Raw genomic sequence first — 13,061 nt, 5'->3', positions numbered from 1 at the left:
CATTGACTTGTCGCTGACGCGCCGTACGACGGCTGTGAAGGGGCCCTTCACAGCCGTACTCATGCAGAACGAACGCGCTGCCCGTGGAAGAACGAAGGCACGTACCAGTACGTCGACACGGGCAGCTGGACCGGTCAGGCCTCGGACAAGTTCCACGAGGACCACCAGACCGAGGTGCCGCGTTGGCTGCAGGGTTCCGATTCGCTGCAGAACGGCGCCCAGGCACTCGAAGATTTCGCCAACACCTTGCAGTGGGCGCAAAGCCAAGCTGTGGAAGCCGTGGCGAAATGGCAGCGAGGCGACGCCGCGACAGCGCAGGCGAAGGCTGCCCATGATCGAGTGGTCGCCGACGCGGAGGCCAAGACGCGGGAAAACCAGCAGAAGGGTGACCCGACGGTTGTTCAGCCGCCGGCATTCGCGGACCTCGGCGAGGTGCAGCGGCAGGAAGCGCGCGAGATGCTGGGGCGGGCGCGGCAGCAACTGCAGGAGGCGGGAAACGTCTGCGCGGACACCCTTCGCGTCGAGGCGTCCCTGGCCCCCGCAGGACTCGCAAAAGCAATCGGACGGCAACTTCTTCGGCGGTATCTGGGACACGATCTCCGGTGCTGGCGAAGGACTGTGGAACCTGGCTTCCGACCCTGGCGAGATGGTTGTGGCGATGGCGCACAACGTCACGCATCCGGCGGAGACGTTCAAGAACATCGTCGCCTGGGATGACTGGGCGAGCGGGCACGGGGATCGTGCCGTCGGGAAGATGGTCGGTGGTGTGCTGCTGTTCGGAGCGGGCAAGGCGGCGAAGGACCTGCTCGGCAAAGGGGAACATGCTGGTGGCGAGCATGCGCCCGAGGCCAAAGTCGCGAAAACGCGCGAGGAGCGAATCGCCGCCGTCCATGACATCGTCACGGAGGACAACGGTTCGATTCGGGGTAGCGCGGGGAAGAGCAGGGGCGTCAAGGTCGTCGATACAGACGAGCTCGGCAAGATGGTCGACGATGCCCGCTCGAGGCTGGGGCCGCCGGACAAGCTGGCGCACACGCCGAAGGGGACAGTGGAGACTTGGACGATCAGCGACGATCCGCGCGCGTCGGTGACCTACCGGACCTACAGCGGTTCGGGCGGCGACACCCTTGACATCAACCGCGTGGAGGGCCTGAACAATGTCAAGCGGTATCACATCGAGAGCGAGGGAAAGCAGTGAAGACGCCGGTCGAGTTCGCGGATGACGTCGAGTATCTGGTCGAGTATGCGCAGGACGACTGGGTGGGCATGTCGCCGGTGACCGCGGTGGCCTCTGCGATGGCGGGCAAGGGCGCGACGCTGGAACAGCAGATTTCGGCGTTGCTGACGTTGATCGGGGATCTCATGGACCGGGGTGCCGTGCCGGGAGACCTTGTCGAAGGCGATCCGGACTTTGTGGCGTGGAGCGGGTCCAGGGACGAGGCCCTGCAGCGGATCGCGCGTGAAACGCGCGCGCTCGGCGAGCTGCCGGATTCCGGCGAAGTGACGTGGCTGCACGTGACCGGTAAAGCCTGACGCCCTGAGCGGTGAACGTCGCGGTCGGCATTGAGCGCTCGCCGGCGTGCGGATGGGTTGGCCTGGCTCAGGCAACGACGAGGAGATTCGTCGCAGATCGTGTGTTCGCCGCGCCGGATCCCGGTAGCGCGGACGTACGGGCAAGGGCGATGTCGTCGCGGTCGGCTGCGTCGAGCCTCCCGCGCGTCATGCAGGCGCTCAACGATTCAAAGAAGTCACCTACGGCCACGTCGAGGCTCATCGGAGCAGCGAACACAAGCACAGACCGATCGCATTGACACATGAAGGCCTGCTCACCCGTCGCAGTCATGCCAGACCATGACCTGATCCGCTACAGGTGTGCCGCTTGGACGCTGATGTCCGGATCACCTGCATTGGCAGACCGCCCGAAGAACATCTATCTGCCCGAAGCCGCCTGCTGGAACCGCTCGACGGCTACATCCATAACGCGTTCTCGGAAGACCAGCGTGGTGCGACCGTGGAGGCGATGCTGGTGTCGCCGCCGACGTGGACGTCAACCCGGAGCGCACCTCGGATGCTCAGCGCCTGACCGAAGCGAAGACCCGGTTGGCGAGGCTCGCGCAGGCCATTGAGGCGCCGCCCGAAACCCTCTTTACTGTCAGTTCGACAGTAATATACAGTGGTTGCCATGCCCGGTGATCACTGGACTCCGCCGCTGGTCCTGCTCGCTGTCGACTTGGTGATCTTCACCCTGCGCGAATCGGTGTTGCAGGTCTTGGTGGTGGAACGCGGCATCGAGCCGTTCCGGGGCGCGTTCGCGCTGCCGGGAGGGTTTCTCGCCGACGAGAACGAGGACGTCGCCGCCGCGGCAGCCAGGGAGCTGCAGGAGGAAGCTGCGCTAGATGCGGCCGAGCTGCACCTGGAACAGCTGGGCGCATACGGCACACCCGGCCGGGATCCGCGAGGACGGGTCATTTCGGTGGCTTACCTCGCGATCGCGCCGCGTCTTCCCGAGCCATACGCGGGCACCGATGCGGCACGTGCGGTCTGGGTGCCGATGCCGGAGATCCTCGACCGGCGGGTCCGGCTCGCGTTTGATCACGAGCAGATCCTGAACGACGGCTTGGAACGAGCGCGTGCGAAACTCGAGAGCACGGCGCTGGCTACCGCGTTCTGCACGAGCCCGTTCACGATCAGCGATCTGCAGCAGGTGTACGAGGCGGTGTGGGGAGTCCGCCTCGACCCGCGGAACTTCTATCGCAAAGTACAGGCTGTCGACGGCTTTCTTGTCCCGGCCGGCGAGGAGCGGCGAGCCGGCCGCGGCCGCCCGGCACGTCTGTTCGAGGCAGGGGAACGATTGACGCTGTGGCCGCCGCTCGTGCGGCCCGCAGTATCTGCGAAGGGGGAACAATGAACGACGATCTGATCGTTGTACTGACCGCATTCAATACGGAATACAATGCGGTTCTGGCCAAGCTGGCGGACGTCGAGCCGCACTGGCACGACAAGGGAACGCTGTTCGAGATCGGCACAGTCAAGGGCACTTCCTGCCGGATAGCCCTGAGCCTGACGGGCAAAGGAACCCATCCGGCCGCAGTGCTGGCCGAACGGGCGATCGAGCACTTCTCCCCGGCGGCACTGCTGTTCGTCGGCGTCGCGGGTGCATTGTGGGACACGCCGCTCGGGGATGTCGTGGTGGCGACACATGTGCAGGCCTATCACGGCGGCACTGCCGAAGACGACGGTCTCAAGGCTCGTCCGCGAGGATGGGAGATCGCGCACGACGTCAGCCAGATCGCCCACTACGTCGCGCGCGCCGGCAAGTGGGAGCCGGATGTCGCGCCGGGAACACAGGTACGGTTCGGGGTCATCGCCGCCGGCGAGGTGGTCCACAATTCCCGGCTGTCCGCGGAAGCACGCTGGATCCGTCAGCACTACAACGACGCAATGGCGATCGAAATGGAAGCCGCCGGAGTCGCGCAGGCGGGGCATCTCGGCGGCTGCCCCGTCGCGATCGTGCGGGGCATCAGCGATCTTGCCGACGGCAAGAAGAATTCGGCTGCCGACCACAATTGGCAGCCTATAGCGGCTTCGCACGCGGCGGCCTTTGCGGTGCGGCTGGCCGAACAATTGATCCGAAAAGGGGAGTTCCGGACCATGAAAGAACGTACGAGCGGGCAGAGTGGCTCTGTGCACAACTACGCGGCCGGGCAAGTCGGCATCCAGGCGGTGAACGTCGTCGGCAGCAACGTCTACCAGAATTCGTCCGGGCCAATCGGCGGCGCACGGGATTTGGCAGCCGAGCTGGCGATCGTGCGCGCCGAACTGGAGCGGGAACGCGCGCGAGGGCAGGTGGACGACGCGACCTACGGCGCGGCGTGCACCGAGCTCGACCAGGCCGACGAAGCACTCGGCGCGGAAGGGCCGGAGCGCAAGGACAAAGTAGTGCTTGCGCTCAAGCGGCTGGGCGGGCTGGTGTCCGAGCTCGCCGGGCTGGCCGCAAAGGTCACTGCCCTGATCGCCGCGGCCAAAGGGCTCGCGTGACCGGGATACCGCCGGAAGACGGCGCCGGGCCGGCTCAGAAGGTCGGGATCGATGCGGACAACGTCGTCGGCTCCAACGTCTACCAGGATTCCGTTCACAACGAATACGTCACCCACAAGTCCGTCCGCTATGAATTGCGGGCGGACGCCTCTCCGGAGGAGAAATACCGAGTCGGGCTCGCCTACCTGCGGGACGGGTGCCCGTCGCTTGCCCGGGAGCTCATCTCCGATGCCCGGGCGAAGGGCCACGACAGCGGCGAAGTCCGGTTTCATCTGGCGCTCGCGCTGCTCAGCAGGCGCTCCTACCGCGACCTCGACGAGGAGGAACGGGAACGGCTGATCGCGTTGCCCCAAGGAGCCGAGGCGCTCCCTGCGAACGAATGGACCCGGGCGCTGATCGCGGTGTCCGCGGTGCTGGCCTGTTATGACGATCCGAGCCTCAACCCGGCCTCGGCACTGCAGAAGCTGGACAGGATCGCAGACGCGCAGCGCCGGATGATCTCGAAGCACCTCGCCCTGGTCCTCACCGCGAGCATTCGCGAGAGCCTGTGGGCCGAAACCCGGCAGAACGCCCGGGAGGGGCGGCTGGCCGGTGACAGGCGGAAGCGGGTATGGGCCTACTTCCACCCTGTTCCGGCCAAACCTCGGCATCGGCCGGTGCCGCCTTCGACCGTCACCACGCGAGACCGTCTCCGGACCGGCATCGGTACCCTCGTCGCCGCTGGCGCGCTGGGCTGTCTGGGGTGGACAATTCTCTCGAGCGGACAGGCGCTGTCGATCGTCGCGTATGTGCTGCTCCTCTCGGCTGGCTGCGCCGCCTTGCGCACCGGCCTGGAATGGCGGCATCTTGCCGGACGGCTCGCCGCGAAGGAACGACTGTTTTCGCGCCGGGGACTCCGGGCGGACTACGCTGAGCCGGGTTTCGCACAGAGCGTAGACGCCAAGGTCCGGTATTACTTTGCGAAGTTCGCGCCACGCGGTATCGACAACAAAGAGTGGCGGCGGGAGAGCGCGGGGATCCAGACCGCGCTGCGCAACGAGCTCGTCGATACCTACCGGGAAAGCCGCACCACCGCAGGCCAGGTGTATTGGCTGATTCACTTCCACGCACGGGAAGCGCGCCGCCGGTGGACAGCCGGCTCGCTGTTCGAGTATCACGAGCGATACCGCGTTCGGCCGGCAACGAAGTTGCTCTGCGTGCTGTCGTGCTTGACGCTGCTGGCCTGCAGTATTCAGATCGGGTCTGCCGCTGTCCGGGTCGAGATCGTGCCCAACGCCATCGCCGCGGTACTGGCTCTCGTTGGCGCTTTGGCGGCTGTGCCGGGCTGGGCACACATCGTATGCGAACGCCGCCGGATCGCCGATGAGGCATGGGAACGCATGGAGGTGCTCTGGGACAGGGAAGCCGAATACCGCCGGTGGAAAAGGCAGCTGGACGACATCCGGCCGCGGGAAGAGGAGATGGAGGACTGGCTCGGCTGTGACCGCACCATGATCCTCGACAAAGCTCTGACCCACTACAAACTGGCCTGGCGGGACGTGCTCGCCTACGCGTTTCTGCAAACTCCCGGAAGTAACCCGAAACAAGCGCGGCTGCACAACGGGCCGTGGCGGTACACGGTGTACGACGTCCGGCTCTTCCTGATCACGGTCGACGGAGTCCGGGAATTCACGATCGAACTCGATTTCGAACGCGTCGTCTTCGGCGACGAAGAACGCACCAACTACCGGTTCGACGCGGTGTCGTCAGTCCACGTCACGATCAGCCAGGAGCTGCGGCACACCCTGGAACTCACCTTGTTGAACGGGCAGCCCCGCCAGATCCGGGTGATCGACGACCACCTGCGCGCCGAGGAGGGCGAGGATGCCCGGAAAGTCGTCGCCCTCAACCTCGACACGGCCGGCTTCAAGCCGACGCTGCACATCCTGGAAGGAATTGCCGCGGAAGGAAAAGGCTGGATCGACCGGGATCCGGACATCAGGGCGCAGCGCCGCGCCGGAGTTCCCGGCGGAGCTTGAGAATGGCCTGGCATGACAGGCAAAGCTGTGAAGGGGCCCTTCACGGACTCAGAGTCCGTGAAGGGCCCCTTCACAGCTTTCAGGGGGTCGGGGAGCAGGCCGTGCGGCCGACGGAGACGGAGCCGGAGATCCCGGACGCCGGGGTGAAGTCGATGCGCAGCATGGTGAGGCCGATGCTGCCGTTGCCGGGGGTGGTCTGCGCGTTGAAGACCGCGGTGGCCAGCACGGTGCCGTCGGGCCTGGTGAGCGGCTTGGCGTAGTTCACGGGGATCGGCGAAGGCAGGCCGGTGATCCCGGACAGCCCGCTGTAGCTCCAATTCGCACTCGTCTGGCGTTGCATGCCCGTGCAGGTGACGGTGTAGGAGCCCAGCTTCACCCGCGGACCGCGCGCGCCGACGAGCGCGGACAGCTCGAAGTTCTTTCCGGTCGTGGTGGACGTGGTCTCCGTGCGGCTGGTGGCCGGATCGGTGATCTTGGTGGTGCAGGAGGACTTCCCGCTGCCGAAGGCGACGCCCGAGGACAAAGCCGCGCCGGACGCCTCGGTCTCCGGCCCGTCGACCGAGCACGGTGCGACCGGCGAGATGGTGATGGTGCTGGTGCCCTTGGTGAACGCCGCGCCGCCGGCATCGGCCACCCCGGCGAGGCCGGCCGCCGCCGCGCCGGAAAGCGGCGCCGCCTGTGCCGTGCCGGGTCCGGCGAGCAGCCCGCCTGCCGCCACCAGCACCCCGGCCAGCCCGGCCCGCCTGATCGTCGTGTTCGGCATGTGCGTCGTCCTCCTTGGTCGAAAGAGCGGTTCCTCTCCGTCACTATCCGCAAGCCCGATTCGCCCGTTGCGCGAGACGGCGTTGATCACTCGTCCGAGAGGGCGCGGCAACCTGTTCGGGGGATCCGGTGAACCCGGCCGCGGCGGCCGGGAAGGGGTTTTACCCGCTGTCATCTTCGTCACCGTTTCCCCTGGACAGCGGGTAAACGGGGCGCTTTGGACAACCACTACCCTGGAGTCGTAAACCCGAGGGGCGGACGAACGAGTCATGAGAGAGCGGAGCCGACGTGTCTGTGTCTTCACCACCTCCGGGGGCGGCCCGGGATGGCGCTGTGGAGGACCTCCGCGTGACTGTCGGGCTGCCGATCGAGGACGAGCAGCTGCTCCGGTCCATCGCGAGCGGCCTGAGCGAGGTCGAGCGCCTGCTGCGGGAGGTCGTACGCAGCGACGTCCCGGCCGTGCACGATGCCGCACTGCACCTGGTCGAAGCGGGGGGCAAACGTTTTCGTCCGCTGTTCACGCTGTTGTCCGCGCAGTTCGGCCCGAAGCAGGGGGAGCAGGTGGTCGTCGCGGCCGCCGCGGTCGAGCTGGTGCACCTCGCAACGCTCTATCACGACGACGTCATGGACGAGGCGACCATGCGCCGCGGCGCGGAGAGCGTGAACGCGCGCTGGGACAACACCGTCGCGATCCTCACCGGTGACTTCCTCTTCGCGCACGCCTCGCGGCTGGTCGCCGACCTCGGCACGGATGCCGCGCGGATCATCGCGGAAACCTTCGGTGAGCTGGTCACCGGGCAGATGCGGGAGACCGTCGGGCCCGGACCCGGGACCGATCCGGTCGAGCACTACCTGACCGTGATCGCGCAGAAGACCGGGTCGCTGATCGCGACCGCCGGGCGCTTCGGCGGGATGATGTCCGGCGCGGACGAGGAGCAGGTGGCGGCGCTGCGCCGGTTCGGCGACATCGTCGGTACCGCGTTCCAGATCTCCGACGACGTCATCGACATCGCCTCGCCCTCGGTGGAGCTGGGCAAGGCGCAGGGCACCGACCTGCGGGAAGGCGTGCGCACACTGCCGATGCTGTACGCGCTGGCCGATCCGGAGAGCGATCCGCGGCTGCGCGGGCTGCTGGCCGGGCCGATCGTGGAGGACGCGCTCGTCGAGGAGGCGCTCGGGCTGCTGCGCCGCTCCAGCGGACTCGAACGCGCGCGCGTCACTCTTTCCGACTACGCTTCCCGAGCACGTGCCGAGCTCGCCGCGCTGCCCGCGTCCCCCGCGCGTGACGCTTGCGAGTCGGTCGCCGACTACCTGGTCGCGCGAACGTTTTAAAAGGGGCGCAAAATGTCCATTTTCGGGCAGGTGTGGCTGTGGAGCCTGCTGGCCTTCTTCGTCGGTGTGCTCGTTTCCTGGCTGGTGCTGCTCCGGCCGGTGCGCAGACGGGTGCGGGACCTGGAGGATCAGCTGGTCAAGGCGCACGCGGACGCCGCCCGCACCCCGGTGAACGCGGGTGCCACCAGTACCGCCGTGCTGTCCCCGGCCCCTGCGGAGACCGCTACCTGGCGCCCGGACGAGGCCGCGCCCACCGAGCTGTTCCAGCCCGCCGGCCGTGGGTTCGAGCCGGAGGCGGAGTACGAGGCGGAGTACCGCACGGCTCCCGAGCCGGTGACCGACGACGAGGTCGACGAGGCCTTCGCCCGCGCGGACGCCGAGGAGACCGGCCTGCTCGGCTTGGCGGACTACCGCGCCGCCGAGCAGACCACCGTGGCGGGTTTCGCCGCGCTGGACGGATCGGTCGCTGCCGAACCCGGCCACGTGCGGTCCGAGCCGGGCACTGTGGACGCCGGATTCACCGGCGGGTCCATAGTGGAGCCGGAGGAGCCCGGCTATCCGACTGAGCCGGACTATCTGGCCGCAGGGCCGGACCGTGCCGAGCAGTCCGGGGTGGACTCGGACTGTCTCGCGGCCGAACAGGCCACTGTGGAACCTGGATTCGCCGAGATTGCTCCGGAAGAGTCCATTGTGGATTCCGATGGTGTTGCCGGGCATGCGTTCTCCGGGCTCTCCTCGGACGAGCCGGTGGCGAACGGGGATGCGCCGGTTCGCGAAGAGTCCACAATGGACTCGCACGATGAGTCCGATTACCATGCCGCGGCCGCTGAGTACCTGGTCCCGGAAGAAGAGTCCGGTAGTGGCTACCACCGGGCGCCCGAGCCGGAACCGTCCGTTGTGGAGCATCGGCCGTCGTCGGCCGGGTTCGACGCCGTGGATGAGCCGGTCTCGTTGTTCCAGCCTGCCGCCCGGCCTTCGGACCCGGTGCCGGAGCCGGATTGGTTCGGCGGTGGTGCGGCGGCGGAGCGCTCGCCGTTCGAGGAGCCGGCTCCGGTGGGGCACCCTGCGGAATCCGTCCCGACCGATCACCTCCGCCCCGCCGAGGGTGGCCGCGGCGAGGCTGAGCCGGATCCCGTGGACGACGGTTCCCCGGGGCTGCCCAAGCGGCGGCGCCGCGAGTCGCCGCTTGGCGGGTTCGACGCACCGCGGCCGATCCAGCCGTCGATGCGACCGGTCGAGCGGCGTGACCCGGAGCTGACCGGGGCGCACAGCGGATCCCTTTTCGAGCCGGCCGTGCGGCCGAATCAGGTCCAGCAGGCCGCTCCGCCGGAGCCGTCTCCTGCCCGGCATGATGCGGTGGATGCGGTTCCGCCGGGGCCGTTCGGTCCTGGCTCGGCGATGCCGCGGCCCGGGGGTGGCCGTCCGGCGGACGGGTTCTCGGTGAAGGCGAGCGTCACCGCGTTGCGGTACTGCACGGATGAGTCGGCGCAGTTCCCGAAGATGGTGGCGGAAGTATGGTTCCGCACGGCCGCGGATGCCGAGCGCGTCGGGTTCCGCCCGCTGCACTGACCATCCACAAGCGACCATCCACAAGGGACCCTCGTGCGCGTCTCCCTGTCTGGAAGGCTGTGAAGGGACCCTTCACGGACGCTGAGGCTGTGAAGGGTCCCTTCACAGCATTGCCGGCGTCGTTCCGCACCGCCGCGGATGCCGAACGTGCGGGGTTTCGCCCCGCGGCAATGTCCACAAGCGGCCCTCGCACGCGCCCCCCTCCCTGCCCGGAAAGCTGTGAAGGGACCCTTCACGGACGCTGAGGCTGTGAAGGGACCCTTCACAGCTTTCACCAACGACGGTGGCCGCCACCCCGGGGGGATGGCGGCCACCGTGGTGCGGAAACGGCTCAGGCGACGGTCCAGGTGTCCTTACCCCGCAACAGCGCCTGCAGATCCGGCTGCCGGGCCTCGCGTGCCTGCTCGACCTGGGCGCGGGCGCCGTCGTCGTAGGTGGGCCGCTCGACCTGGCGCAGGATGCCGGTGGGCACGTGGTTCAGGTGCTGGTCACCGAGCCGGGACAGGGCGAACGCGTAGGTGGTGTCGGCGATGGCCGGATCGTGCACGACCAGGTTCTCCTCGCCGATCTCGGCGACCTTGCCGACGTCGAGGCCGCCCCAGTCGCCGCGGCGTACGCCGTACTCGCCTTCGCTGCCGAAGCGGATCGGCTCGCCCGCGCGCAACGGGATCAGCCGCTGCGCCGCCTCGTCCTTGTCCTTCAGGACATCGAACGCGCCGTCGTTGAAGATCGGGCAGTTCTGGTAGATCTCCACCAGCGCCGAACCGCGGTGCCGCGCCGCGGCTTCGAGCACCTCGGTGAGGCCCTTGCGGTCGGAGTCCAGCGCCCGGCCGACGAACGAGGCCTCCGCGCCGATGGCGAGGGAGAGCGGGTTGAACGGGGTGTCCACCGAACCCATCGGGGTCGACTTGGTGACCTTGCCCGGCTCCGAGGTTGGCGAGTACTGGCCCTTGGTCAGCCCGTAGATCCGGTTGTTGAACAGCAGGATCTTGATGTTCACGTTGCGCCGCAAGGCGTGGATCAGGTGGTTGCCGCCGATGGACAGCGCGTCCCCGTCCCCGGTGACCACCCACACCGACAGATCTGCCCGGGTGGTGGCCAGCCCGGTCGCGATCGACGGCGCCCGGCCGTGGATCGAATGCATGCCGTAGGTGTTGAGGTAGTACGGGAATCGCGAGGAACAGCCGATCCCGGAGATGAACACGATGTTCTCGCGCTTGAGCCCGAGGGTGGGCAGGAACGACTGCACCGCGTTGAGCACCACGTAGTCGCCGCAGCCGGGGCACCAGCGGACTTCCTGGTCGGACTTGTAGTCCTTGGCCTTCTGCGCTTCCTCGGTCGTCGGCACCAGGTCCAGCCCGCCGAGCTGGGGGAGGCCGAGGTCGATCGTGGTCACTGAACACCCTCCGGGACGAGGTCGGTGATGAGGTCGGCGAACACGTTCTGCAGCTCCTCGGCCTTGAACGGCAGGCCCGCCACCTTGGTGTAGGAGTGCACGTCCACCAGGTACTCCGCGCGCAGCAGCAGCGCGAGCTGGCCGAGGTTCATTTCCGGCAGCACGACCTTGTCATAGCCGCGCAGCACCTCGCCGAGGTTCTTCGGCAACGGGTTGAGGTGCCGCAGATGCGCCTGCGCGATCGGCATGCCCAGCTTCCGCACCCGGCGGCAGGCGGCGCCGATCGGGCCGTAGGACGAGCCCCAGCCGAGCGCGAGCACGCGGGCCTCGCCGGAGGGGTCGTCGACGACCAGGTCCGGCACGTCCACCCCGTCGACCTTGGCCTGGCGCAGCCGCACCATCTTGTCGTGGTTGTCCGGGTCGTAGGAGATGCTGCCCTTGCCGTCCTGCTTCTCCAGCCCGCCGATGCGGTGCTGCAGCCCGGCGGTGCCCGGCACCGCCCACTCCCGCGCCAGCGTCTCCGGATCACGCAGGTAAGGCCAGAATTCCCCGGAGGAATCCGGCGCGTTCGGTACGGTGGCGAACTCGACCCGCAGATCGGGCAGATCCGCCACGTCCGGCACCAGCCACGGCTCGGAGCCGTTGGCGATCGCGCCGTCGGAGAGCAGCAGCACCGGCGTGCGGTACTTCAGCGCGATCCGGGTGGCCTCCAGTGCGGCGTCGAAGCAGTCCGCGGGCGAGCACGGCGCGATCACCGGTACGGGGGACTCGCCGTTGCGCCCGAACATCGCCTGCAGCAGGTCGGCCTGCTCGGTCTTGGTCGGCAGGCCGGTGGACGGGCCGCCGCGCTGCACGTCGACGACCACCAGCGGCAGCTCGATCATCACGCCGAGGCCGATCGCCTCGGACTTGAGTGCCACACCCGGCCCGGAGGTGGAGGTGACCCCGAGCGCCCCGCCGTAGGAGGCGCCGAGCGCGGCGCCGACCCCGGCGATCTCGTCCTCGGCCTGGAAGGTCAGGATGCCGAAGTTCTTGTGCTTGGACAGCTCGTGCAGGATGTCCGAGGCCGGCGTGATCGGGTAGGTGCCGAGCAGGATCTGCAGGCCGGACTGCTGCCCGGCGGCCACGAGTCCATAGGCCAGCGCGGTGTTGCCGGTGATCTGCCGGTAGGTGCCCCTGGCCAGTTTGGCGGGCGCCACCTCGAAGGTGGTCACGAACGATTCGGTGGTCTCGCCGTAGTTCCAGCCCGCGCGGAAGGCCAGGATGTTGGCCTCGGCGATGTCCGGCTTCTTGCCGAACTTCTCCCGCAGGAACCGTTCGGTGCCCTCGGTCGGGCGGTGATACATCCAGGACAGCAGCCCGAGCGCGAACATGTTCTTGCAGCGCTCGGCGTCCTTCTTGCCCAGCCCGGTGTCCGCGAGCGCGCCCTGGGTCAGCGTCGACATGGCGACCCGGTGCACCTGGAAGCCCGAGAGCGTCTCGTCGGCGTTCGGGTCCTCGGCGTAGCCGACCTTGACCAGGTTGCGCTTGGTGAACTCGTCGGTGTTGAGGATGATCGTGCCGCCGCGGGGTACGTCGGCCAGATTCGCCTTGAGCGCGGCGGGGTTCATCGCGACGAGCACGTCCGGCCGGTCGCCGGGGGTGAGGATGTCGTAGTCGGCGAAGTGCACCTGGAAGGAGGAGACACCCGGGATGGTGCCCTGTGGTGCGCGGATCTCGGCCGGGAAGTTCGGCATCGTGGACAGGTCGTTGCCGAAGGCGGCCGCCTCGGAGGTGAACCGGTCGCCGGTCAGCTGCATCCCGTCGCCGGAGTCACCCGCGAACCGGATGACCACCCGGTCCAGCTTGTTCACCTCGGTGGTCCGGGTGGCGGTCAGCGCCGCGGAACCGTCGCCGGTCGCGTGGCCGTTCGTCGTGCTCATGGGTCAGGGAATCCCTCTCTCCCG

12 protein-coding genes and 1 pseudogene are annotated in these 13,061 nt (G+C 68.0%); 9 read left to right on the top strand and 4 right to left on the bottom strand.

Features of this window, described 5'->3' with window-relative positions:
- Positions 1-165: 165 nt before the first annotated feature.
- The 3 genes and pseudogenes from ATK36_RS31460 to ATK36_RS13720 all read left to right on the top strand — a co-directional run.
- Positions 166-717: pseudogene (locus ATK36_RS31460) on the top strand (putative T7SS-secreted protein); the annotation flags it as partial.
- Complete coding sequence (locus ATK36_RS13725; RefSeq protein ID WP_098511734.1) at positions 647-1,198, top strand: hypothetical protein; 552 nt, start codon at positions 647-649, stop codon at positions 1,196-1,198. The pseudogene ATK36_RS31460 and the gene ATK36_RS13725, both read left to right, overlap by 71 nt.
- Positions 1,195-1,533 (top strand): hypothetical protein, encoded by a 339-nt coding sequence (locus ATK36_RS13720; RefSeq protein WP_098511732.1) that lies wholly within the window; start codon positions 1,195-1,197, stop codon positions 1,531-1,533. Before ATK36_RS13725 ends, ATK36_RS13720 begins: the two co-directional genes overlap by 4 nt.
- Before the next feature lie 67 nt (positions 1,534-1,600).
- On the opposite strand, the gene ATK36_RS32220 is transcribed toward ATK36_RS13720, so the two are convergent.
- Positions 1,601-1,774 carry a hypothetical protein gene (locus tag ATK36_RS32220; RefSeq protein WP_170069726.1) on the bottom strand — a complete coding sequence of 58 codons (174 nt, stop codon included), beginning with the start codon at positions 1,772-1,774 and terminating at the stop codon, positions 1,601-1,603.
- A gap of 105 nt (positions 1,775-1,879) precedes the next feature.
- Here ATK36_RS32220 and ATK36_RS31455 point away from each other — a divergent pair, with 105 nt between their 5' ends.
- From ATK36_RS31455 to ATK36_RS13700, 4 genes are all read left to right on the top strand, one after another.
- Positions 1,880-2,083: a hypothetical protein gene (locus ATK36_RS31455; RefSeq protein WP_141544430.1), complete on the top strand. Its 204-nt coding sequence runs from the start codon at positions 1,880-1,882 to the stop codon at positions 2,081-2,083.
- Between the two features lie 99 nt (positions 2,084-2,182).
- Complete coding sequence (locus ATK36_RS13710; protein WP_098511729.1) at positions 2,183-2,908, top strand: NUDIX hydrolase; 726 nt, start codon at positions 2,183-2,185, stop codon at positions 2,906-2,908.
- Entirely contained in the window at positions 2,905-4,038 is a 1,134-nt protein-coding gene (locus tag ATK36_RS13705) for a 5'-methylthioadenosine/S-adenosylhomocysteine nucleosidase family protein (protein WP_098511728.1), read from the top strand. Before ATK36_RS13710 ends, ATK36_RS13705 begins: the two co-directional genes overlap by 4 nt.
- Positions 4,035-6,056, top strand: a complete 2,022-nt coding sequence (locus tag ATK36_RS13700) for a hypothetical protein (RefSeq protein ID WP_098511726.1) — start codon at positions 4,035-4,037, stop codon at positions 6,054-6,056. The genes ATK36_RS13705 and ATK36_RS13700 overlap by 4 nt, the downstream gene beginning before the upstream one ends.
- 79 nt (positions 6,057-6,135) lie before the next feature.
- On the opposite strand, the gene ATK36_RS13695 is transcribed toward ATK36_RS13700, so the two are convergent.
- A complete protein-coding gene (locus ATK36_RS13695) occupies positions 6,136-6,819 on the bottom strand; it encodes a hypothetical protein (RefSeq protein WP_098511725.1) in 684 nt (227 codons plus the stop codon).
- Between the two features lie 293 nt (positions 6,820-7,112).
- Between ATK36_RS13695 and ATK36_RS13690 the strand changes: the two genes are divergently transcribed.
- Together ATK36_RS13690 and ATK36_RS13685 are read left to right on the top strand one after the other, a co-directional pair.
- Positions 7,113-8,150, top strand: a complete 1,038-nt coding sequence (locus ATK36_RS13690) for a polyprenyl synthetase family protein (protein ID WP_098511723.1) — start codon at positions 7,113-7,115, stop codon at positions 8,148-8,150.
- 12 nt (positions 8,151-8,162) lie between these two features.
- The gene (locus ATK36_RS13685) at positions 8,163-9,719 is read left to right on the top strand and encodes a sunset domain-containing protein (RefSeq protein WP_098511722.1); all 1,557 of its coding nucleotides are present in this window, start codon (positions 8,163-8,165) and stop codon (positions 9,717-9,719) included.
- A gap of 331 nt (positions 9,720-10,050) precedes the next feature.
- Here ATK36_RS13685 and ATK36_RS13680 read toward each other — a convergent pair whose 3' ends face one another.
- Together ATK36_RS13680 and ATK36_RS13675 are read right to left on the bottom strand one after the other, a co-directional pair.
- A complete protein-coding gene (locus ATK36_RS13680) occupies positions 10,051-11,115 on the bottom strand; it encodes a 2-oxoacid:ferredoxin oxidoreductase subunit beta (RefSeq protein WP_098511720.1) in 1,065 nt (354 codons plus the stop codon).
- Positions 11,112-13,037 (bottom strand): 2-oxoacid:acceptor oxidoreductase subunit alpha, encoded by a 1,926-nt coding sequence (locus tag ATK36_RS13675; protein WP_098511719.1) that lies wholly within the window; start codon positions 13,035-13,037, stop codon positions 11,112-11,114. The genes ATK36_RS13680 and ATK36_RS13675 overlap by 4 nt, the downstream gene beginning before the upstream one ends.
- Positions 13,038-13,061: the final 24 nt, after the last annotated feature.

Origin of the sequence: Amycolatopsis sulphurea, assembly GCF_002564045.1 — a bacterium.
GTDB lineage: Bacteria > Actinomycetota > Actinomycetes > Mycobacteriales > Pseudonocardiaceae > Amycolatopsis > Amycolatopsis sulphurea.
The sequence above is the reverse complement of the archived record's forward strand: the minus strand, read 5'-3'. Positions and strand labels throughout refer to the sequence as shown.